Annotated in this window: 18 protein-coding genes; 6 read left to right on the top strand and 12 right to left on the bottom strand. The window is 58.4% G+C overall.

Annotated elements, in window-relative coordinates; all coding sequences use genetic code 11:
- Positions 1-88: 88 nt before the first annotated feature.
- From G5315_RS03525 to mscM, 10 genes are all read right to left on the bottom strand, one after another.
- Entirely contained in the window at positions 89-1,213 is a 1,125-nt protein-coding gene (locus G5315_RS03525) for a M20 family metallopeptidase (protein WP_421332451.1), read from the bottom strand.
- A 25-nt stretch (positions 1,214-1,238) separates the two neighbouring features.
- Positions 1,239-1,706 carry a YjiG family protein gene (locus tag G5315_RS03520; RefSeq protein ID WP_005335063.1) on the bottom strand — a complete coding sequence of 156 codons (468 nt, stop codon included), beginning with the start codon at positions 1,704-1,706 and terminating at the stop codon, positions 1,239-1,241.
- A complete protein-coding gene (locus G5315_RS03515) occupies positions 1,703-2,431 on the bottom strand; it encodes a nucleoside recognition domain-containing protein (protein WP_005335061.1) in 729 nt (242 codons plus the stop codon). The genes G5315_RS03520 and G5315_RS03515 overlap by 4 nt, the downstream gene beginning before the upstream one ends.
- Before the next feature lie 252 nt (positions 2,432-2,683).
- Entirely contained in the window at positions 2,684-3,040 is a 357-nt protein-coding gene (gene frdD / locus G5315_RS03510; RefSeq protein WP_005335059.1) for a fumarate reductase subunit FrdD, read from the bottom strand.
- 10 nt (positions 3,041-3,050) lie between these two features.
- Positions 3,051-3,449, bottom strand: a complete 399-nt coding sequence (locus G5315_RS03505) for a hypothetical protein (RefSeq protein ID WP_005335058.1) — start codon at positions 3,447-3,449, stop codon at positions 3,051-3,053.
- Between the two features lie 16 nt (positions 3,450-3,465).
- Complete coding sequence (locus G5315_RS03500; protein ID WP_005335057.1) at positions 3,466-4,200, bottom strand: succinate dehydrogenase/fumarate reductase iron-sulfur subunit; 735 nt, start codon at positions 4,198-4,200, stop codon at positions 3,466-3,468.
- Complete coding sequence (frdA, locus tag G5315_RS03495) at positions 4,193-5,977, bottom strand: fumarate reductase (quinol) flavoprotein subunit (RefSeq protein ID WP_421332450.1); 1,785 nt, start codon at positions 5,975-5,977, stop codon at positions 4,193-4,195. The genes G5315_RS03500 and frdA overlap by 8 nt, the downstream gene beginning before the upstream one ends.
- A 509-nt stretch (positions 5,978-6,486) precedes the next feature.
- Positions 6,487-8,364, bottom strand: a complete 1,878-nt coding sequence (locus G5315_RS03490; protein WP_266134319.1) for a methyl-accepting chemotaxis protein — start codon at positions 8,362-8,364, stop codon at positions 6,487-6,489.
- Between the two features lie 158 nt (positions 8,365-8,522).
- Positions 8,523-9,200 (bottom strand): glycerophosphodiester phosphodiesterase, encoded by a 678-nt coding sequence (locus G5315_RS03485; RefSeq protein WP_216953048.1) that lies wholly within the window; start codon positions 9,198-9,200, stop codon positions 8,523-8,525.
- Positions 9,201-9,224: 24 nt separating this feature from the next.
- Positions 9,225-12,506: a miniconductance mechanosensitive channel MscM gene (mscM, locus tag G5315_RS03480; RefSeq protein WP_421332448.1), complete on the bottom strand. Its 3,282-nt coding sequence runs from the start codon at positions 12,504-12,506 to the stop codon at positions 9,225-9,227.
- 155 nt (positions 12,507-12,661) lie between these two features.
- On the opposite strand from mscM, the gene G5315_RS03475 reads away from it, so the two are divergent.
- Positions 12,662-13,999: an MATE family efflux transporter gene (locus G5315_RS03475; RefSeq protein ID WP_266134316.1), complete on the top strand. Its 1,338-nt coding sequence runs from the start codon at positions 12,662-12,664 to the stop codon at positions 13,997-13,999.
- Positions 14,000-14,087: 88 nt separating this feature from the next.
- Here the strand turns inward: G5315_RS03475 and G5315_RS03470 are convergent, their stop codons facing one another.
- Positions 14,088-14,909: a peptidoglycan DD-metalloendopeptidase family protein gene (locus G5315_RS03470; RefSeq protein ID WP_421332446.1), complete on the bottom strand. Its 822-nt coding sequence runs from the start codon at positions 14,907-14,909 to the stop codon at positions 14,088-14,090.
- Positions 14,910-15,211: 302 nt separating this feature from the next.
- On the opposite strand from G5315_RS03470, the gene G5315_RS03465 reads away from it, so the two are divergent.
- Positions 15,212-15,991, top strand: a complete 780-nt coding sequence (locus tag G5315_RS03465) for a BPSS1780 family membrane protein (RefSeq protein WP_421332444.1) — start codon at positions 15,212-15,214, stop codon at positions 15,989-15,991.
- A 66-nt stretch (positions 15,992-16,057) separates the two neighbouring features.
- On the opposite strand, the gene G5315_RS03460 is transcribed toward G5315_RS03465, so the two are convergent.
- Positions 16,058-16,957 carry a LysR family transcriptional regulator gene (locus G5315_RS03460; protein WP_167573451.1) on the bottom strand — a complete coding sequence of 300 codons (900 nt, stop codon included), beginning with the start codon at positions 16,955-16,957 and terminating at the stop codon, positions 16,058-16,060.
- A 126-nt stretch (positions 16,958-17,083) separates the two neighbouring features.
- Here G5315_RS03460 and G5315_RS03455 point away from each other — a divergent pair, with 126 nt between their 5' ends.
- The 4 genes from G5315_RS03455 to oxyR all read left to right on the top strand — a co-directional run bounded on the left by G5315_RS03455 (position 17,084) and on the right by oxyR (position 21,516).
- Entirely contained in the window at positions 17,084-17,944 is an 861-nt protein-coding gene (locus G5315_RS03455) for a Vmh family MBL fold metallo-hydrolase (RefSeq protein ID WP_026035063.1), read from the top strand.
- Positions 17,945-18,017: 73 nt separating this feature from the next.
- Positions 18,018-18,662, top strand: a complete 645-nt coding sequence (locus tag G5315_RS03450) for a DsbA family protein (protein ID WP_216953053.1) — start codon at positions 18,018-18,020, stop codon at positions 18,660-18,662.
- Positions 18,663-18,833: 171 nt separating this feature from the next.
- Entirely contained in the window at positions 18,834-20,474 is a 1,641-nt protein-coding gene (locus G5315_RS03445; RefSeq protein WP_216978208.1) for a methyl-accepting chemotaxis protein, read from the top strand.
- Positions 20,475-20,616: 142 nt separating this feature from the next.
- A complete protein-coding gene (oxyR, locus tag G5315_RS03440) occupies positions 20,617-21,516 on the top strand; it encodes a DNA-binding transcriptional regulator OxyR (protein ID WP_337072438.1) in 900 nt (299 codons plus the stop codon).
- The last annotated feature ends 38 nt before the right edge of the window (positions 21,517-21,554 follow it).

Genomic DNA, 21,554 nt, shown 5'->3' with positions numbered 1-21,554 from the left:
TAGCGAAGGGGTGCTGTCATTCTGGGGAGCAGATAAACAGAGGGCCAGCCGGTGCAAACCGGCTGGCCCTTTTTTACGTGAGAGCTTGTCAGTCTGCCAGACGGGTCAGTACCTTCACCAGCAGCTCGATGCGCGGGGCTATGCTGGCCAGATCCAGATACTCCTCGTCACTGTGGAAACCGGCACCGATGGGGCCCAGACCATCCAGAGTGGGAATGCCGAGGGCGGCGGTCAGGTTGGCATCAGAGCCGCCCCCCACCTCCTGCCAGCTGATTGGCAGTCCCAGTTCGGCGCCACACTCCTCCACCAGCTGCATCAGCGCCAGAGTGCCTTCTGATGGCACCATGGCCGGTTTGTGGGCCTCGCGGGTCAGCTGGATGGTGACGCCGTCCAGATGCGGCCGCGAGGCCAGGGTCAGCAGATGATCGTTGATCTGGTGGTACTCCTGATTGTCCCAGAAACGGACGTCTACCACAGCGCTGGCATGGGCCGGCACTATGTTGGCGCCATTGCCCCCCTCGACAATACCGATGTTGAGGGTGGTGCCGCTCTCGAAGTTGGTCAGGGCGTTGATAGCCAGGATCCAGTGGCCCAGCTCGGTGATGGCGCTGCGCCCCTTCTGCGGTTCGTTGCCTGCGTGAGCCGCCTTGCCGGTGAAATCGATGCGATAACGGGCCATCCCCTTACGCGCCTTGACCAGCGAGCCATCTGCGCGGGCCGCTTCGGCCACCAGCACCTGTTTTGCCTGTTTGGCCACCATTGCCAGCCAGTCGCTGGAGTGCAGGGAGCCAATCTCCTCATCCGGGTTCATGCAGACGCAGATGCTCAGGCGATCGCGCACCTCGCGGGGCAGTTCACGCAGGGCATAGACGATGTTGAGCAGGCCGGATTTCATGTCGGAGACACCGGGGCCGTAAGCGCGCTCACCATCGATGCTCATCGGGCGGGCAGCGGCGGTACCGAGGGGGAAGACGGTATCCATATGGCCGATCAGCATTACATCGATCTGCGCCGCATCAGGCTGGTTGCGGATCTCCAGTCCCACCCCGGCTGCGCCACAGTCGACCCGCTTGATCTGCCAGCCGCCCATCGCCTCATATTTGGCAGCCATCAGGTCGGCCACTGCCGCAATGCCCGGCTGGTGCAGGGATCCGCAATCCAGATTGATCAGCGGGGCCAGTTCGGTCAGGTATTGATCCAGAGAAAAAGTCATTGCTTGCTCCACTATCAGGTTCGGGTCAGAGAAGGATGTTCATCACCAGCATGGCGCCGAAGGCGTTGAGTACCGAGATGGCGACCATGATGGGGATGTAACGCCCTTCGGTACCGATGCAGCCGAGGATGCGGCCCATGTACTGCACCTGGGATCCCATCAGGTAGATGGCTGGCGCCAGAATGGCGATGTGGGTGCCGTTGAGGATCCCCTGATCGAACAGGGTGATGACCACACCGACTGCACCGCCCATCGACATCCAGGCGCCGATCAGCACGGCTGCCGCCTCACCGGGCAACCCGAAGATGGCCATGACGGGGGAGAAAATGGCGCCCATGGCATCCAGCGCGCCGGTGATCTGCAGCGCCTTGATGATGACGAAGGCCATCAGTACGTTGGGTACGGTGGAGGTGGTGGCGATGACCCAGCCCTTCTTGGCCCCTTCGACGAAGATATCGGTGACGATGGGTTTCTTGATGTTGGCCTGGCTCATTTGGCTTGCTCCTGAGTGTTGAGGGTCTGCTGGGTGTTGTTATCGGTCTGCTTGCCTTCGCTCATATTGAGGTAGACCCGGAACAGGTTGGCCCCGACAAATTTGAAGGCGAACATCACGATGACAGCCAGACCGATGGAGGAGCTGACCGCCGGGCTACCATCTGCCAGTGTCAGGGTGAACAGCACGGCGCCGGAGGAGAAGAAGTTGACGATGGTGGCACCAGCGGAGAACTGGAACATGGTGAATACGTCGGTTTCACGCTTGGTGATGAGCCCTTCATCCTTGAGCTGACGGGTCATGGCGGCACCGGCATCGGTACTCTGCAGGGAGGCAATAAGGGCGAGGCCGGTGTTGCCCGGGATCCCCATCAGCGGGCGCAGCAGCGGGGTCAGCAACTTGCGGGCCGCTTCCAGCGCGCCGTAGTGTTCCAGCACATTGATCATGCCGAGGGCGAACATCACGGTGGGGATCAGGGTCAGGGCGAACAGAAAGCCGTCTCTCGCCCCGTTGCCCCCCTTGCCGCGCATGTCGGTCATGGCGGTCTTGATGCCGTCACCATTCTCGCTGACGCTCTGGACCATGGTGCCGAACGAGCCGTTCAGCGTGGTGAAATCGAATACCCCGTACCACTCGCCGGATTGCAACAGTCCGGAGAAGAAGACCACGGCGAAGGCCAGTGCCAGGTAACTGCCTATGCTCACCGAGCGTGTTTTGTCTGTCATTAGCTAGCTCCATATGAATAATTATTTAATCTGAATAATTATAATTGATATGAATGTCACTAAATTGATGGTGGTCAAAATGGTTTGCTACAAATGACGAATGTATTGGGGTTATGTGACTGTGATCGCCATATGATTGGACGATAATCTGGTTTTTATCGAATTGTTTGAGTGAATAAAAAGCAGGGGCGGGATAGCGGGGCAATAAAAAACCGGGCACGAGGCCCGGTTTGGTCAATCAGTCAGATGTGATTACTGGAGTACCAGTACCATCAGCAGGCCGACACTAATGGCAGATACCAGGAAGGCAAAGCCATAGAACACATAGTGGTGCAGCTTGGTGGTGTGGATCCCCAGATCGTGCAGACCGTGGTAGATACGGTGCATGCCGTGCCAGACTGGCAGGGCGATGATCACCAGCAGGATGCAGGCACCCCACCAGGAGCTGGCGAACGCGTGCACGCGGTCATAGCTCATGGTTTCCACGTCCATGATGCCCATGGGCACCAGCAGACCGGTGATGAGGACAATGACCGGCAGCAGCATGGCAACGACCATGCCACCCGCACCAAACAGACCCCAGTAAATTGGTTCGTCAGAACGTCTCATTGTTTTCTCCTCAGGCCACGATGATCAGGACAAGCAGGGACACCACCGCCAGCGCCACATACTGGGCGAGAACGATCGGCTTCTCCGGTACCAGGTCTTCACCACGGAAGATACGCATGGCTTTCGGCGCCAGGGCGAACCAGGTTTTGGCATGGAACAGGCACGCCGCCAGAGCGACGACATGGAACAGGATAGCGATCGGGCTTTGCAGGGATTCCAGCCAGCCGTTGAACGCTTCCTGACCCTGAACCAGGCGCATCAGGCCCCACATCAGCACAACGGCGTAGATGGAGACGAAGATACTGGTGCCTTCACGGATCATGTAACCGGTGTAGAAGGCGTTCTTCAGCCACCAGTCTTTCTTCATTTCGCGGACGTAAGGTTTACGTTTGCTATCAGTGTTGTTCATGGTCTCAATCCTGCTCTCAATCTGGCTTGAACATGGCGATCATGTAGTCCTTGGCGCTTTCGACCTTGCCAAGCTGGATGGCCGCCGCCGGATCGACGCCTTTCGGGCACACTTCGGAGCAGTAGCCCACGAAGGTACAGCCCCAGACGCCTTCGTCCTGGCTGATGATGCGCATACGCTCTTTGGCGCCGGCATCACGGTTGTCGACGTTGTAGCGATAGGCCAGAGCCAGTGCCGCCGGACCGGTGAACTTCTTGTTGATGCCGTACTGCGGGCAGGCCGCGTAGCAGAGACCACAGTTGATGCACTGGGAGAACTGCTTGTACTGCGCCATCTGGGCCGGAGTCTGGATGTACTCGCCATCACACAGGCTGCGCGGCTCGCTCGGGATGATGTACGGCTTGATGCTCTCCAGCTTCTCGATGAAGTCGGACATGTCGACCACCAGATCGCGCTCGATCGGGAAGTTGTTGAGCGGCTCGACGGTCATCTTGCCCGGCAGGTAGTCGCGCAGGAACGCCTTGCAACCCAGCTTGGGCACACCGTTGACCATCATGCCGCAAGAGCCGCAGATCGCCATCCGGCAGGACCAGCGGAAGCTCAGGGTAGAGTCCAGGTGATCCTTGATGTACTGCAGGGCGTCCAGCAGAGACATCTCTCTCTGGTATGGCACCTGGAAGGTTTGCATCCAAGGCTCGTTATCCTGTTCCGGACGGTAGCGCAGGATCTCAATTTCAATCATCTCAGCCATTCTTCTTAGCCTCGTCTTGTTTCTCACCCTCGGAGCCGTACACGCGTTTTGCCGGCTGGGACTTAGTGATCTTCACATCGGAGTAATCGATGGAGGGCGTTTCGCCATTTTTGTAGAACGAGAGCGTGTGCTTGAGGAAGTTCACGTCATCGCGCTCTTCGTAACCATCCAGACGCTGGTGGGAACCGCGGGACTCTTTACGATTGATAGCGGAGTGCGCCATGGCTTCAGCCACGTCCAGCATGTAACCCAGTTCGATGGCGTACAGCAGATCGGTGTTGAAGACAGAGGACTTGTCGTTGATCTTGACCTTCTTGTAACGGGCTTTCAGCTCGTTGATCTTGTCGATGGTGCCCTGCATCAGCTCTTCGGTACGGTAGATACCGACACCGGCTTCCATGGACATGCCCAGTTCGTTGCGGATATCGGCCGGGTTTTCGGTACCGTCTACGTCCATCAGGGAGAGGTGCTGCTTGATGAGCGCCTCGGCCTTGGCGGCCAGCGCTTCGGTGTTGCCATGCTTCTGAGTCTTGGCAAATTCACCGGCCTGCTCACCTGCCAGCTTGCCGAATACCACGATCTCGGACAGGGAGTTGGAACCCAGACGGTTCGCACCGTGCAGACCGACGGAGGCACATTCGCCCGCGGCGTAGAGGCCGGGCAGACGGGTGGCACACTTGTTGTCAGTCTCGATACCACCCATGGTGTAGTGGGCAGTCGGACGTACCGGGATAGGCTCTTTGGCCGGATCCACGTTGACGTAGGCTTTGGCCAGTTCGCAGATGAACGGCAGACGCTCTTTCAGGTACTTCTCGCCAAGGTGACGCAGGTCGAGGTGAACCACATCGCCCATCGGGCCCTGAATGACGCGGCCTTTCTGCTGCTCTTGCCAGAATGCCTGGGAAACGCGATCGCGCGGACCCAGTTCCATGTATTTGCTCTTCGGCTGGCCAATCGGGGTTTCCGGGCCCAAGCCGTAGTCTTGCAGGTAGCGGTAGCCATCCTTGTTCAGCAGGACGCCACCCTCACCACGACAACCTTCAGTCATCAGGATGCCGGTGCCCGGCAGACCGGTCGGGTGATACTGGACGAACTCCATATCACGCAGCGGTACGCCGTGACGGTAGGCCAGTGCCATGCCGTCGCCGGTGACTATGCCACCGTTGGTGTTGTAGCGATAGACACGGCCAGCGCCGCCGGTTGCCACGATCACGGATTTGGCCTGGATGAAGCGGGTGATACCGTTCTGGATGTCGAAGGTCAGTACGCCCTGAACACGGCCGTCGTCCACGATCAGATCAAGACAGAAATGCTCGTCGAAGCGCTTGATGCTCGGGTGTTTGACGGAGGTCTGGAACAGGGTGTGCAGAATATGGAAACCGGACTTGTCTGCGGCGAACCAGGTACGGGGAACCTTCATGCCACCAAACGGACGCACGTTGGCTTTGCCATCCGGCTTGCGGCTCCAGGGGCAACCCCAGTGCTCCAGCTGGATCATCTCTTTGGTTGCGTTGTTGACGAAGTATTCCACTACGTCCTGCTCGCACAGCCAGTCACCACCGGAGACGGTGTCGTTGAAGTGGTTTTCGAGGGAGTCGTCATCACGGACGACACCGGCGGCGCCGCCTTCGGCAGCAACCGTGTGGCTGCGCATCGGGTAAACCTTGGAAATCAGGGCGATGTCCAGGTCTGGCTGTGATTCGGCTATAGCGATAGCGGCGCGTAAGCCGGTACCGCCAGCACCGATGATGGCCACATCGGTCTTGATAATATCCACATCTGCCTCCTTAGGGATAGATTTGCTGGGCACGATTTTGCTCTATGAAAAAAATTCAGGCTTGATGCAAGTCAAACTGCTAGGTTTTATTCCCTTTTTATTGGTTATTTTTCTATAAAACACCCAAATCCCTGGATGAAAATGTCGTTATTATCGTCATTTTTTGGTGTTACTGAGCAGTTGAACACCTAGCTACGAGCACTTTAACTTCTGGATTGTACGTAGTTTTCTTTCAATAAAATGCGAATCACCTCTCTTTTTAGGTACTCGCGAAAAAAATTTTAAGTTTTTTATTGTAATTTTTTAATGAGAATTATTGGCATTTATCTGCTCGGATAGAAATAGGTAATCCGAAGTGCGGCGGTGACCACGGCGGTGATCTGATAATTCCAGACGAATTTCAAGGATTTCAAGGCGGGGTATTTGGCTGGTAATGTGAGATTACCCACTGAAAATTAAGCGCTATTTAGAAAAATAAAAGGGGCCTGAACGGCCCCTTTTGCTCATGCTCAAATGCGGAACATGCCGACCTGATTGCTCAGTTCACCCGAAATATTTTTAAGTTGTTCAGAGAGATGGCGTGAGCTGTCCGCATCTACCGCCAGTTCATCCGAGACATCTTTCACCGCCTGAATGTTGCGGCTGACCTCGTCGGTCACCGCTCGTTGCTCTTCCGCCGCGCTGGATATCTGGGTCGCCATGTCGGAGATCTGATTGATGGAGGAGGTGATCTGTTCCAGCGCCTGGGTGGCGTTGTTGGCATCATCCACGCTGTTCTGGGCCAGCAGCTGTCCTTCATGCATGGTGCTGACTGCCCCCTGGGTATTGCGCTGCAGGGTCTCGATCATGCTGCGGATCTCGACGGTGGAGCTATGGGTACGCTGTGACAGCACCCGCACTTCGTCTGCCACCACAGCGAAACCCCGGCCCTGTTCGCCTGCACGGGCTGCTTCGATAGCTGCGTTGAGTGCCAGCAGGTTGGTCTGTTCGGCGATGCCCTGAATGGTGGAGAGGATGGTGTTGATCTCCTGAGCGTTTTTCTCCAGTTCCTGAATGATGTTGGAGGCCTGTTCCACCTGGGTGGCCAGATCGGTGATGGAGCGCTGGTTGCGGGCGATCACCTGCTTGCCATGTTCGCAACTGCTGCTAGAAGAGCGGGCTGCTTCGGCGGTCTGTTCGGCGTTGCTTGCCACTTCAACGGCTGTGGCCGACATCTCGTGTACTGCAGTAGCGATCTGGGAGATTTCGTTTTGCTGACGTGCCAGCCCCTGATTCGCCTTCTCCGCCATGCTGTGGGAGGATTTGGCCTGCTGATTAAGCTGGGTCGAGGAGTTGGAGATATCCTGCACCATCACATGGATCCGGTCGATGAAGGTGTTGACGTGCTTGGCAACCGCGCCCACCTCGTCTTCCCGCTCGATCTTGATGCGGCGGGTCAGATCACCGTTGCCGCGTGAGAGATCGGCAATCGCTTCGCCCAGGGTTTTCAGGGGTGCCAGTGAACCATTGATGGCGACATAGGAGAAGCCAGCCACGATCAGTATGGTGATAAGCCCCTGGATGAGGGAGGAGGTGACCATGCTGCGCACCGACTGATAGGCGGTCTCCTCATCCACCATCATGCCGTAATACCAGTTGGTATTGGGGATTGCGTTGAAGTCAAAGACCTCTTTCTTGCCACTGATCACCAGCTCGTTGATCATGCCGTCATGGGCGATCTGGTTGATGTAAGAAGCGGTCAATTCAGGGGCCAGTGCGGTGGCAGACTTGAGACTCAACGAGGCATCCGGGTGGGCGATGATGGTGCCATTACTGTCTACCAGAATGGCGTAGGTGCCCTCGGTAGTGACTGCCAGAATATCCGAGATAAGGGCGCTGATGGATACGTCACCGGCGATGACGCCCTGAGTGTTGCCGCGCTGGAACGGCTCGGCAATGGTGACAATCAGTTGTCCGGTAGAGATATCCGCATAAGGGGCAGTAATGACCAGTTTGCCAGCTGCCATCGCATCCTTGTACCAGGGGCGTTGACGGGGGTCATAACCGGCAGGGAGGTTGGTGGGCTTGCTCTGGATCATCTTGCCATCGGCAGTACCGGCATAGACCAGGTCGAATCCACCTGCATTCATGGATTGGGCCAGATGGCTGATGGGTTCATCCTCTTTGGTGAAAGCCTCCTTGGTGGTGCTGACGATGGCGATACGGGAGTCAACCCAGCGGGAGATCCCCTTGACGTTGGCCATGGAGCTTTCGTCGATGATATTCCAGACCAGCCGCTGGGTTTCGCTGCGCAGTTGCGAGGTGTTGTACCAGACCTGTATCCCGGTGATCACCAGAATGATGACCCCGATAGCCAGGACCAGCTTGTTTTTAATCGATAAGTTCATAGTTACATCCTTGTGAGCGTCAGTCTGAGTGTGTGGAAACTGGTTATTGTTATGTGCCTGTTCTTATCGGCTGAAGTTGAACTCTTTGTATCCCGATCAGCTATTTAAAGTTAGTGCCTAAATCAGAGCTTATCCATATGTGTATCCTTGTCAGGTGGCTACAGGAAACGATCTGGACGATTGGTGAAGATTCCATCGACCCCCATGCTGGCTAGTTTTTCATAATCTTCATGATAATCAACGGTATAAACTAGAACCCTTAATCCGCGTTGATGTGCATCTTCCACCAGTATCCGGTCGACAAAATCCACGTCGCAGTTAAGTGACCAGGCCCCCAGCTCATCAGCAAACAGCGCCAGGTTGAGTGGCAGATTGGCGGTCAGGGCGCCGAGGCGGATATCGGGCCGCAAGGCGGCAAATCGGGCCAGCTCCGGGTGATGGAAGGACGAAACCACCCACTGCTCTGGGGTAAAACCAAGCTCGGCCTCTGCCCTTCGGGTCAGGGATGCCACTGCGTTAGCGGTATCGGCACCCTTGAGCTCGATATGCAGCTCGCAGCGTCCGGCGATAATCTCCATCACTTGCCACAGGGTCGGGATCACCTCTCCCTCACCGGCATCGAGTTGCTCCAGATAGGCTCGTGATTGTTCAGTCAGCACCCCCTTGCCGTTGGTACAACGCTCCAGCCTCCGATCGTGAAATACCCATAACTCGTCATCTGCTGCCTGTACATCCAGTTCGATGGCACTGACTCCCAGCGTCAGTGCTTTTGCCATCGCCTTGAGGGTGTTCTCCGGTGCCAGACCGCTGGCGCCACGATGGGCAATAATCTGCATGTTCTGCTCCTTTTACCTCGCGGATCAGCCGCGGCTCAGGTGAATGTCGATCTGTTGATGGGGCAGGGTAAGTCCCTGCTGCTGCATCTTCTCCAGCACCAGCGAGTGAACCTCGTGAGTGATGGGCATCCGGTGATCCATGTTGTTGACGTAGAGGCGGATCTCGTAGATCAGTGCCGAGTCGGTGAATTCGATCAGGAAGACCTCGGGCGTCGGCGTCTCCAATACCAGGGTCGATGCCTGGATGGACTCTTCCAGAATGCGCTGCACCAGTTTCGGATCCCGGGTCAGGCCGATCCGGATCCGCAGTTTGACCCGGGTGATGGCATCGGAGAGCGACCAGTTGATGAACTGCTCGGTGATGAAGGCCTTGTTGGGCACGATGATCTCCTTGCGATCCCAATCCACTATGGTGGTGGCCCGGGTCTTGATCTTGGTGACGGTGCCGGTGAGATCGCGGATGGTGACGGTGTCACCGAGCCGGATCGGCTTCTCAAACAGAATGATGAGGCCGGAGACAAAGTTGGCGAAGATCTCCTGTAGACCGAAACCCAACCCCACCGAGAGGGCGGCGACCAGCCACTGGGTCTTCGACCAGTCGATGCCGAGCATGGAGAAGCCGGTGAGGGCGCCGATCAGGATCACCAGATACTTGCTGGTGGTCGTGAGGGCAAAGCCGGTACCCGGGGAGAGGCTGAGGTGTTGCAGCAGGGTCAGCTCCATCAGTCCTGGCAGGTTGCGGGCAGTCACCACGGTCAGAATGAAAACGAAGGCGGTCAGCATCAGATCCTGCAGGGTGATGGCGGAGAGCTGCTCGATGCCGCCAATCTTGCTGCTCACCTGCCATACCTCGATATTGCTGAGGAAACTGAAGGCGGAGTTGAGATCCGACCATTGCACCACCACCAGCATGGTGAATCCCAGCATCAGCAGGGTGCGCACCAGTCCCAGCGACTGGGCGCTGATGGTATCGAGATCCAGCTCAGTCTCTTCCACCACGTCCGGGGTCTCGGAGCTGAGCTCGTCATGCCCCTCTTCCCGGCCGCGCTGGGCCAGGATCTCGGCCCGCTTGCTCTTGGCACGCTCGAAGGCGAGGCGGCGGCGCTGGATCAGCATCCAGCGTCTGGCCAGATAGTAGACCAGCAGGCAACCCAGCCCCATCAGCAGGCTAAGCTCCAGCTGGCGCAGCAGGGTGCGCGAGGTATAGAAGTAGCCAAACAGGGCGCCGATCACCGCCAGCAGCGGCGCCAGCATCAGGCTGTTCCAGATGAAGTGGTGCAGCAGATGGGGCTTGGTCATGTCGGTCTGGCCCCAGGTGAGCGGCAATCGCTCCCGGTTGAGACGGGCAAAGAAGAGCAGCAGCCAGAGTGCACCGATCATGAAGGCCATCCGGCCGAGGGAGTCGTAGAAGGCGTGCTCCTGATAGCTGTTGGCCATCCCCTGCACAAAGAAACTCGGGATCAGCACCAGCAGCAGGGTGCGAAACTGCCCCCATACCTTTTGCACCTGTTCCCGGGGCCAGCGGAAGTGGTGGATCAAAATCCCCCTCTCCAGTGTCAGATGGCGGGCCATCACCAACGCCAGCAGCAGAAACCAGATCTCGCCAAGGCCGCGCGCCACAGCCACCGCAAACGGGTATTGCCAGGCCCCTTCGAGCAGGCCGCGCACCATCAGCACCATGGCGGGCAAGGGGAGGGCGGCAAGCAGGGAGCGCAGCAGCAAGCGGCTGGTGAGGCTGAATTTGTCCTGAGTTACCTTGCCGATCCGCGGCGCAATATGGTCGCAATAGAGGCTCAGGTGACGGGCCAACTTGAACCAGCTCCAGGCCAGCACCAGCAGACCAATACCGGCCAGAGTGAGGCTCAGCGGGCTGTTCTCGGCGATGGCATAGGGCAGTTGCAACCAGTTGTCCGGGTTGAAGGCCAGTGTCAGCGCGGCAGGAATACCGATCATCACCTGTGGGGTAAAGGGGCGCACATCCGGCATCCAGAACAGGTGGCTGGCGCTTATTTCGCGGATCTCGTCGATCTTGCTGTTCTGACGGCTGTAGAGCAGTTTGAGGCGGGTCTGCTCCTGAATGAGGGTGTCTGAGGCGTCGTTGAGCCGGGTCAGCAGCTGGCGCCGGGCCTTGAGCAGGTTGTCGAGCACCGCTTGCTGCGGCCGATCGAGCGTCACCTCCTCTTCGGCCATCAGCTTGTCGCGCAGCTGGCGGGTATCCTTGAGCCCATCCTGCTCGCTCTCGTACTGGTACTTGGCCATGCGGGCGCTGACGATGGCGGACTCCAGCTTGTCGAGGGGGAACTGAGGAGGCAGATCGGAGAGTTTGCTGCGCAGGTTCTCGCCGTAGGCATTACTGATCTGCAGCCACTCCAGCTGTTCGCGTACCGAGTTGACCAGCTCATTCAGTTCAAACAGATTCTTGTCGACAGTGCGCTGTTCGTCCTGCACCCGCTCAATCTGATCCTCCAGCGTGCCGAGCTGGATGGAGAGCGCCTGATTCTGCTGTTGCTGCTCCAGCAGCAGCGGCATGTCGGTGGTGAGCTGTTTGCGCAGCCGTTCGCTCTCCTCCAGCGCCTGCTCGGTCTTCTCCCTACGCAGCTGGTTCTGCTGGGTAAGCAGGCTGGCTTGCCACTCATCCTCGTCGGCGATAGCCAGATTGAGCTCCTGCAGTCTCAGCTTGCCGAGATCGTTGCGCTGCTGGGCCGAGAGTTGCTCCAGCTCCAGCATCTGGATCCGGTCGGAGAGGCTCTGCTCCTTCATTCTGGTCAGCAGCAGCTGTGCCTCCTGCTGGCGATCCGATTCGCTGCTGAAGCTCAGTCGCTCCAGCTGGCTGCGGGTCAGTTGCAGCTGTTTGCGCAGATCGTCCACCCGCAGGTGATACTCCTGCCCGGTGCTCTCCAGCTGGTTGAGGCTATCCATCACCCCCTGCCGCTCCTTGCGCAGGTTGAGCTGACGGTTGCTGCTCAGACCTATGGCCTGGCGCAGCGCCTCCTCCTTGAGGCTCGCCAGCTGCGGGCGAGCTGCGGGCTGATAGTTGTGCAGGCTCTCCTTGAGGCGCGCCGACTCCTTGGGGTAATCGATGAGGATCTGCTGATAGGCTTTGCTCTGCTCCCGGTAGCGCTCGGCCTCTCTGGCAAATTGCAGCGCCTGCTGGTAGCTCTCCCGCAGCTTCTGGTTTTCCGGGGTGTCGCTTTTGGGCACGCTCTGCAACAGGGATTCGGCCTGGGCAATGGCATCGTCGGCGCGCACGGCTGGCGGCAACAAGAGAAGGGAGAGCAGCAAGAGGGTGAGCAGGCGTTGCAACATGAGGCTCGTTTCCGTTCAGAAAGGGTGGTCCTAGCCTAAAGCAGGGCCTGGCGCTGGGTAAAGCAGTCTATATTAATGATTCGTAACACAAATAACAGGAAGTCATGCTGCCGTTTCGCTATTATCCCTAGCGCTTTTTCTGCACTGGGCCAAATATGTCAGCCGTTGATCTGGGCACTGCCCCGCTATCTCGCCTTTTCTGGCGTTACGTTACGCCGACCGTGGCCGCCATGCTGGTCACCGGTATCTATGTCACCATAGACGGCATCTTCGTCGGTCATATTCTGGGTCAGGACGGGCTTGCCGGTCTGATGCTCGCTTACCCGATTTGTGCCGTGCTCTATGCGGTCGGCGCCCTGATAGGCATGGGCGCATCGGCCCTGGTCTCCTTTCATCTGGGACGCGGCGAGCAGCAGAAGGCCCGCCATATTGTCGGCAATTCACTGGTGATGGTGCTGCTGGCTGCGGTGCTGCTTGCCTACGTCGGGATCCGTCATGGCGACACCATGCTGGCCTGGATGGGGGCCGAAGGAGAGATTTTCAGCGCCGGTCTGGCCTATCTGCACTGGTATGCCTGGCTCGGCGGTTTTGCCATTCTCTCCATGGCCTTTACCGCCCTGCTGCGCAATGACGGGCGCCCGGGGCTCACTACCTGGATCCTGGTCGGTGGCGGCCTGCTCAATGTGCTGCTTGACTATCTGCTGATGGCTGTAATTCCGTGGGGACTGGCAGGTGCCGCCATTGCCACCATGCTCTCCCAGGCGGTGACCGGCGGGCTCTGCCTGTGGCACTTCTTTACCCCGCGCAGCAAGCTGCGGATTGGTTGGGATACCCTGATGCCAAACTGGCGGCTGATGGGGGAGATGCTGCGTCTCGGAGTGTCGAGCTTTCTGATGTACCTGTACCTCTCGGTGGTGCTGGCACTGCACAACAAGGCGCTGCTGGCCGTAGGCACCTCCCTGCATGTCGCTGCCTACGGGGTGATCAGTTATACCGAGGCGTTCTTCTATCTCATCTTCGAGGGGATCGCCATGGGCATTCAGCCCATCGCCAGCTTCAATGCGGGAGCAGGCAACTGGCAGCGGGTGTTGCGGGTACGCAATCTGGCACTGACCGTGACGGTGGCCATCGCGCTGTGCGGTATGGTACCGCTCTACTTTTGGCCGGAGGCGGCTGTTTATCTGTTTGCCGGCGACAACGCGGCTCTCTTGCCGGTGGCGAGCCTCGGGATCTGGCTCTACTTCTGGGGGCTGCCGATGGAGGGCTTGTTGCTGGTGGGGGCCACCTATTTCCAGGCCATCAATCGGGCCCGCATCGCCTCCCTGCTCACCGGTGGCAAGCTGGTGCTGATCGGCGGTTTCTTGTGGGGATTCTCGACCCTGTGGGGCGTGCCCGGGGTATGGCTGGCGTTGCCTAGCTGCAGCTTGTTGCTGGTGCTGGTCATGTGGCGAGCGATGCATCGGGAATCCGGTGCTCACACGCAGGCCGGATAGGCAGTCAGGTACGACGTGCTGATAGTAGAGAGGCAGCCATGGGCTGCCTGTTTTGTTAGAGGATGTTTTGTTAACGGGCTCTGCCGATTCAGGGCTTGAAGGCGCCGATAAAGATGGCGGGATCGACCCGGGTGTCGTTGAGGCTGACGTTCCAGTGCATATGGGGGCCGGTAGCGCGGCCGGTCGAACCGACTCGCCCGACGATGCCGCCACGCGGCAGGCTCTGGCCGAGCTTCACATCGCTCTTCGACATGTGGCAGAACATGCTGATGAGCCCCTGACCGTGGTCGACAAAGACGGTATTGCCATTGAAGAAGTAGTTGCCGATCAGGATCACCTTGCCTGCGGCGGGGGACTTGATCGGGGTGCCGGCGCCCACGGCGAAGTCGAGGCCGGAGTGGGGGTTGCGCTCCTCGCCATTGAAGAAACGACGCAGGCCAAACGGGCTGGAGAGGGGGCCGTTGACCGGCTTGTCGAACAGCAGGTTGCTCGGCTGGTTGGGGCTGAAGGTCTGGTAAGCCCGGCTCTGCTCCGCCAGCTCGCGGTTGATACGGGTCATATCCTCGGCGAGCGGATTGACCTGACGGCTGTTCTTGAGCTTGATGTGCTGCTCGCGGTAGTGCTTGGGGGTCACGGTGAAGCCGAGAGTACGGCCATCACCTGTGCTCAGTTGCTGGGCACCGGGCGGGTTTTTGAGAGAGATGCCGACGATGGCGATCCACTGGTTGTCTTCGCGCACCACCAGCACGGGTTTGTCATGATAGCGGGCCGTGGGGGCAGTGGGTGACGCGCCAAGAGGGATCACCGCAACGCCACCCGGCACCGGATGGTTGAGCAGGCGACTGATAAAACCCTCGGCCAGGGCTGACTGGCTGGTCAGTAACAACAACAGACAACAAACAACTCTCATGACGATACCACTCGATGTTAAAACGCCCGGGATGGCGGGATGACAACCCCTTGTCCGGCATTCGTCGATCACTAAAGGGTGATCACGACATGCTGGCCACGACAGGCGCGGCTGGAGGAGGGGGCAGATTGTGCCTCGTTATGGTCGGGGCAGCCAGTGGCGGGGCGTGGCTGATGCCCCTTTTGTGCATAGTTGCGTCAGGTTTTATGTCGTGCTCGGGTTGCTTCGCCATTGAGTCGCCCCCGCCCTGGCTCTAGAATCGGCTTCCGGCACTGATGCCACCGACACTCCGAGGAGACGATATGAACGGATTACCCCCTTTGCGCACCACACCGGCCCGATACACGACAGGTCGTGGCTGGCTCTGGGTTCGCAGCGGGTTCGATATCTTCAACAAGGGGATGGGGATCAGCGTAGCCATGGTGCTGGTCTGGTTTATGGTGGGCATGCTGCTGGAGCAACTGCCGGCGGGGGGCCTTATCTCCCAGCTGCTCTACATGGTGTGGGGCGCGGGTTGGGTGGCGGTCGCCGCTCGGGGTTATCGGGGGGAGCCGCTGCAGTTTGCCGATCTCTTCGCCGGTTTTCGCCACAAGTTGACCCCGCTGATGCTCGGCGGTCTGCTGGTGTTGCTGCTGTTCAGCCTGGTTGGCCTCGTCTGTCTCGGTCTGCTCTCCGTGTGGGGGCTGCTCCCGCTGTTGACGCAGGATCCCGAGAGCATGGTGGTCTCTGCCAGCCAGTTGCAACAACTGCTGCTGGTGTTGCTGGTGGGGATGCTGCTCATCATTCCCGTGCTGATGGGGGTCACCTTTGCTCCTGCGCTGATCTACCACCACGATATCGGCATCATCCAGGCGGTGCGTCTGAGCTTCTTCGGCTGCTGGCGCAATATGTGGCCCTTCTTCTGGTGGGGACTGCTCTCAGCCATGTTGTTGCTGTTTGGCGCTGTGCTGTTACTGGTAGGTCTGCTGGTGGTGATCCCGGCGCTCAACTACTCCATCTATGTGGCTTATCGGGATATTTTCCTGGACGAGAGTGCGCAGCCGGAAGCGCCGCACTCAGAACCATTCGGATTTGAAGCCTGATCAACTGATGAAGATGAAGAAGGGGCCCACAGCGGCCCCTTCGTTATGTTTGGGTGTGCGGAGTGCTTACTCCTGCCAGATGGGATCCGCCGCCATGCGGGCCAGCAGAAAATCGAGGAAGCTGCGCAGCAGTGGCGACATCTGCTTGCGGGTGGCATACACCCCGTAGACGCCGAGGCGCTTGGGCTGCCAGTCGGTCAGCAGGGGCACCAGTTCCCCGCGCTCCAGATAGGGTTGTGCCGAGTAGCGGGGTTGCAGGCTGATCCCGGCACCTTCAAGCGTTGCTTCCAGCAGCAGGTTGGAGATATTGGCGCTCAGGTTACCGCTGACCGGCACTGACTCGGGACCGTCCGGTCCATTGAACTCCCACAGGCTCTTGCCAAAGTAGGTGTAGGTGAGGCAGTTGTGCAGCGCCAAATCCTGCACCTTGTGTGGCATTGGATGACGGGCCAGATAGGCCGGGCTGGCACAGACTACCGAGTGGCAGGTGCCGAGACGACGCGCCACCAGATTGGGGTCGAGGTCGTTGGTGATGCGCACCGCCAGATCGATCCGCTCCTCCACCAGATTGACGGTTCTGTCGAGCAGCAGAATGTCGATGGCCGTCCCCGGGTATTGCGCCAGATAGTCGTTAGCAGCCCCGACCAGCAAGGCTTCCGACAGGGAGTAGCTGCTGGTGATCCGCAGTTGTCCCTTGGGGGCGTCATCCCCCTTCACGGCGATCTGCTCCATCTCTTCGCCGAGCGCCAGCATGGCGCGGGCCCGGTTCAGCGCTTCCTCTCCCGGTCCGGTCAGACTCAGACGACGGGTGGTGCGGTGCAGCAGGCGGGCGCCCATCCAGCTCTCCAGCTCGGCCAGATAGCGCGACACCATGGCGCGCGACATATCCAGTTTCTCTCCGGCGCCGCTCAGGCTCCCCTGTTCGACTACGCTGACAAAGACCTGCAATGCGGTCAGTCGATCCATGTATGGCTCTCTATATGTTCGATATGTGCAACAGTGATGCGCTTTTTATGCTGTATTTGCACCTTAAGTGATCCAATACACTCTGTCCATCAAATGAACCCCCGAATACTTAATGAGGAATAGATGATGAACAACACCCTGATCCGCAACTTGACTCTGGCGACCACCCTGTTGAGTGGTGCCGCACTGGCCGCCCCCCTGAGCGTGACCGTCTACAACCCTGGCGAGAAGGCGATCTTCCCGGTCTCCTCCTCACTGGTGACCGGTGACAAAGAGGCCATCCTGATCGATGCCCAGTTCGACGTGCAAAATGGTCAGGCGCTGGTCGACATGATCAAGAAGAGCGGCAAGAAGCTGACCACTGTCTATATCAGTGCCGGTGACCCCGACTTCTACTTCGGTCTGGAGCCGGTCATGGCGGCGTTCCCGGATGTCAAAGTGCTGGCCGACCAGCATGTGGTTGACCATATCAACAAGACCAAGGATGCCAAGCTGAGCTACTGGAGCCCGATCCTCGGCAAGGGTGCACCGAAGAGCCTGACCGTGCCGCAAGTGATGACCGCCAGCCACCTGACGCTGGATGGCGAGAAGATTGAAATCAAAGAGATGAATACCCCGAATGCCTACCTCTGGGCCCCTTCCATCAAGACTGCTTTTGGTGGTGTGCCGGTCTACCACGGGGTGCATGTCTGGATGGCCGACAGCCAGACCAAAGCGGCTCGCAGCAACTGGGTCAAGGCGCTGGATAACCTGCTGGCCCTGAAACCCGAGCGTGTGGTACCGGGCCACTTCCTGGGCACTGCTCCCAAAGGCACTGCTGCTGTGACCTTTACCCGTGACTATGTAGAGCGTTTCGAACAGGAGCTGGCCAAGGCGAAAAACTCCGGTGAGCTGATTGAGGCTCTGAAGAAGGCCTATCCGGCACTGCCGGTTGACGATGGTCTGGCCATCGGTGCCAAGGTCAATACCGGCGAGATGAAGTGGTAAGCCACTGAGCCTGCTTTCCCTGTGTTTTTACCGGGCCTAAGGGCCCGGTTTTTTATCCGAGATTGAAGTGAGAATGAAGATGAGCGAACAACAAACCACCCTCCATTATGTCTATGACCCGCTCTGTGGCTGGTGCTACGGTGCCGCCCCCCTGTTGCAGGCGGCAGCCACCATTGCTGGGCTCAAGATCGAGCTGCATGCGGGCGGTCTCTGGCTGGGTAGTCGCCGTCAGCCTATGGGCGAGGCATTGCGTGATTATGTGCGCCCCCATGATCAGCGGATCGAGGCGCTGACCGGCCAGCATTTTGGCGAGCGCTACTTTAACGAACTGCTGCTGCGCGAAGGGTGTCTGCTGGACTCCGAGCCGCCGATCCGTGCGGTTTTGGCCGTCACGGCCTTGGGGGGGGATGGGTTGGCCATGTTGCACCGGATCCAGCAATCCCACTATCGGGACGGGATCTGGATTGGTGAGCCGGCATTTCTCGCCACGCTGGCGGCAGAGCAGGGGGTCAGTGAAGACGCGTTCCAGCAAGCCTATCTGCAGGCCCCATTGCTGCAACATCTGGCAGATAGCCAGGGCTGGATGAAACGGCTGGGTGGTCAGGGTTATCCCACCCTTGGGCTGATGCACAAGGGGCGGGTCACGCCTGTACGGGTTGCCGATTTTCTGGGGGAGCCGGATGCTCTGAGCACGCATCTGCTGGCTCTAATGACATGATGGCTGTTATTTGAACACGAGACCGCTTCAGGAAAGGTGTCCAGGGCCGATAGGCAAACAATCACAGAAACGGTATGAAATCCTTCTGTTTTCCGGGTGCAGGCTATGCTCTATATGACCATTCCCGGTGGATGTTGCGGGAGTGAAGACTCATTTCAAGGAAGCCCTTATATGTTCAAAAACATGTCCATCGGCCAGAAACTGAGTGCCGGATTTGCCATCCTGGCCTTGTTGGTACTGGGCTTGGCCTGGTTTTCAATCAGCCAGCTGGCAAAGCTCTATGGTGATACCGAAACCATCACGGGTAATTTACTGCCTTCTACTCGTCTGGCGAGCCAGATGCATGTTGCCGTGCTGGATGCGCGTCGTTCAGAGTTGGCCCAGGTCATCGGTGGCCTGAACAAGGATGAGCAAGAGGTAAGCGATCGCACCCTGACCTTCAATAAGGCCAAGCAGGAATTTGAGCAAGCAGCCCAAAAATATGGTGCTTTACCTTTCACTACTGGTGAAGAGAAGCAGGTTTATGAGCAGGTGGTTGCGGCGGGGGCCAAGTATTTTTCGGTACATGACCAGCTGTTAAATGCCTTTGCTGCTGGCGATCTGGATAAAGTCAGAAGTCTGCGCAAAAACGAGACTCGTGCCGCATTGGAAGAGGTTGGTGCCAAGTCTTATCGTTTGCGGGAGATCAATAACGAGATTGCCGATGAGATGGTGAAAGACATTGCGGCCATGTATAGCAATGCCAGAACCATGAGCATTATTGTCAGCCTGGTGACGCTGGCTTTTGTGGTGGTGATTGCCTGGCTGTTGACCGCCCAGATCCGCAATCCGGTGATGGCCCTGCTGGAGCAGACCCGCCGTGTCTCCTCCGGTGATCTTACCTCCCGCATCGATATGCAACAGTTCAACAATGATGAACTGGGGACTCTTGCCAAAGGGTTTGGCGAGATGCAGACCAATTTGCGTACCCTGGTCAGTGAAGTCTCGGGCTCAGTGGTGCAACTGAGTTCGGCCACCGAAGAGATGAGCTCGGTAGCAAGGCAGTCAGCGGCCAACATGAGTGCCCAGCAGCATGAACTTAATCAGCTGGCAACCGCGATGAACGAGATGCAGGCCACGGTGCAGGAGGTTTCTCGCAACACCAGCGATGCCGCCAGTGCCGCCACCTCGGCCAGCGAAACCGCAGAGATTGGGGCCAAGACTGTTAATGACTCTATTTTGCGCATCGAGCGGGTGGCAGGGGCCATCGAGAGCACTGCAGTGGTGATCCGGCAACTGGGCGATGATAGCCGCAATATCGGCATGGTGCTGGAGGTGATCCGCGGCATTGCCGAACAGACCAACCTGCTGGCATTGAACGCGGCCATTGAAGCGGCCCGTGCCGGTGAGCAGGGACGGGGGTTTGCGGTGGTGGCTGATGAGGTGCGTACGCTGGCCAAGCGCACTCAGGACTCCACCTCCCAGATCAATACCATCATTGCCGAGTTGCAGCAGCGTGCCGAACAGGCGGGCAGTACCATGCAACAGAGTCAGGAGCTGATGAACACCACTGTAGCTACCGCTCGGGAGGCGGGAGAGTCCATTTCCCAGATCAGTGGCTCGGTCAGCAGCATCTCCCACATGAATATCCAGATTGCGACAGCCACCGAAGAGCAGGGGGCGGTGAGTGAGGAGCTCAACCGCAACGTGGTCAATATCAGCCACGCCTCCGAAGAGGTGGCGGCCGGTGCCACCCAGATGGCTCAAGCTTGCAACGAGTTGAACCATTTGGCCAGCCAGTTGCAGGATATGGTGCGCCGTTTTAGGGTGTAATCCCTTGTCGAGTCAAACAGCCCGATTGCCGCGAGGTGATCGGGCTTTGTTATTTCCGAGGGCCAGAGCGAGCCGATGACTTGTTCCGCCGGGTGATATTGTGCATGCTGATGGCCCATTTTCCAGGCAGGACTCTTGCTGTATGAATCTTCGCGATCTCGAATATCTGGTGGCGCTGGATGAGGAAAAACATTTTCGCAAAGCCGCCGAACGCTGCTTTGTCAGTCAACCTACCCTGAGCGGTCAGCTGCGCAAGCTGGAGGATGAACTCGGTGTCATTCTGATCGAACGTACCTCGCGCAAGGTGCTGTTTACCCCGGCTGGCGATGCCATGGCTCATCAGGCGCGTCGGGTGCTCAAGGAGGTGCGTGAGCTCAAGAGCATCGGCCAGCATTTTTCCGAGCCGATGTCCGGGGAGATCCATATCGGCTTTATTCCGACTGTGGGCCCTTATCTGTTGCCCCGCATTATCCAGGCCCTGCGTGAGCGTTTCCCCCAGCTGGAGTTCTACCTCTATGAGGAGCAAACCCAGACCCTGCTCAAGCGGCTGGAAGAGGGGGAGCTGGATTGCATCATTCTGGCCGAGATGCCGGGGATGGAGGGGTTTGGTTCAATCCAGCTCTACCACGAGCCGATGTGGTTGGCGGTGCCTTGCCATCACCCCGAAGCACAGGCCAGACAGGTGCCGCTCGGCAATCTCAAGGGCAAGAAATTGCTGATGCTGGCCGATGGCCACTGTTTGCGGGATCAGGCGATGGGATTCTGTTTTGCTGGTGGGATAGGTGAAGATCAGCGCTTCAAGGGTACCAGTCTCGAGACCCTGCGCAACATGGTAGCTGCCGGTAGCGGCATGACTCTGGTACCAAAGCTGGCCGTACCTGCCGATCATGATGAGGGAGGAGTCAGTTATCGACCCGTGGTCGACCCGGTGCCAGGGCGGACTATCTCGCTGCTCTATCGCCACTACTCGGTGCGTCGCCCTTGTTTCAACGAGTTGGCGGCCACGATCGCTACATTGATGCGCAAGCAGTTGGCCCAATAAAAAAACCGGCAGCCAAGGCTGCCGGTTTTGTTGCTGCC

Origin of the sequence: Aeromonas sp. 603607, assembly GCF_049171595.1 — a bacterium.
Taxonomy (GTDB): Bacteria; Pseudomonadota; Gammaproteobacteria; order Enterobacterales; family Aeromonadaceae; genus Aeromonas; species Aeromonas veronii.
The sequence above is the reverse complement of the archived record's forward strand: the minus strand, read 5'-3'. Positions and strand labels throughout refer to the sequence as shown.

What these genes read in the sequence shown, in the direction of transcription:
- G5315_RS03525 (WP_421332451.1), bottom strand. Translation starts at nt 1,213, where the DNA reads ATGACTTTTTCTCTGGATCAATACCTGACCGAACTGGCCCCGCTGATC.
- G5315_RS03520 (WP_005335063.1), bottom strand. Translation starts at nt 1,706, where the DNA reads ATGAGCCAGGCCAACATCAAGAAACCCATCGTCACCGATATCTTCGTC.
- G5315_RS03515 (WP_005335061.1), bottom strand. Translation starts at nt 2,431, where the DNA reads ATGACAGACAAAACACGCTCGGTGAGCATAGGCAGTTACCTGGCACTG.
- frdD (WP_005335059.1), bottom strand. Translation starts at nt 3,040, where the DNA reads ATGAGACGTTCTGACGAACCAATTTACTGGGGTCTGTTTGGTGCGGGT.
- G5315_RS03505 (WP_005335058.1), bottom strand. Translation starts at nt 3,449, where the DNA reads ATGAACAACACTGATAGCAAACGTAAACCTTACGTCCGCGAAATGAAG.
- G5315_RS03500 (WP_005335057.1), bottom strand. Translation starts at nt 4,200, where the DNA reads ATGGCTGAGATGATTGAAATTGAGATCCTGCGCTACCGTCCGGAACAG.
- G5315_RS03490 (WP_266134319.1), bottom strand. Translation starts at nt 8,364, where the DNA reads ATGAACTTATCGATTAAAAACAAGCTGGTCCTGGCTATCGGGGTCATC.
- G5315_RS03485 (WP_216953048.1), bottom strand. Translation starts at nt 9,200, where the DNA reads ATGCAGATTATTGCCCATCGTGGCGCCAGCGGTCTGGCACCGGAGAAC.
- mscM (WP_421332448.1), bottom strand. Translation starts at nt 12,506, where the DNA reads ATGTTGCAACGCCTGCTCACCCTCTTGCTGCTCTCCCTTCTCTTGTTG.
- G5315_RS03475 (WP_266134316.1), top strand. Translation starts at nt 12,662, where the DNA reads ATGTCAGCCGTTGATCTGGGCACTGCCCCGCTATCTCGCCTTTTCTGG.
- G5315_RS03470 (WP_421332446.1), bottom strand. Translation starts at nt 14,909, where the DNA reads ATGAGAGTTGTTTGTTGTCTGTTGTTGTTACTGACCAGCCAGTCAGCC.
- G5315_RS03465 (WP_421332444.1), top strand. Translation starts at nt 15,212, where the DNA reads ATGAACGGATTACCCCCTTTGCGCACCACACCGGCCCGATACACGACA.
- G5315_RS03460 (WP_167573451.1), bottom strand. Translation starts at nt 16,957, where the DNA reads ATGGATCGACTGACCGCATTGCAGGTCTTTGTCAGCGTAGTCGAACAG.
- G5315_RS03455 (WP_026035063.1), top strand. Translation starts at nt 17,084, where the DNA reads ATGAACAACACCCTGATCCGCAACTTGACTCTGGCGACCACCCTGTTG.
- G5315_RS03450 (WP_216953053.1), top strand. Translation starts at nt 18,018, where the DNA reads ATGAAGATGAGCGAACAACAAACCACCCTCCATTATGTCTATGACCCG.
- G5315_RS03445 (WP_216978208.1), top strand. Translation starts at nt 18,834, where the DNA reads ATGTTCAAAAACATGTCCATCGGCCAGAAACTGAGTGCCGGATTTGCC.
- oxyR (WP_337072438.1), top strand. Translation starts at nt 20,617, where the DNA reads ATGAATCTTCGCGATCTCGAATATCTGGTGGCGCTGGATGAGGAAAAA.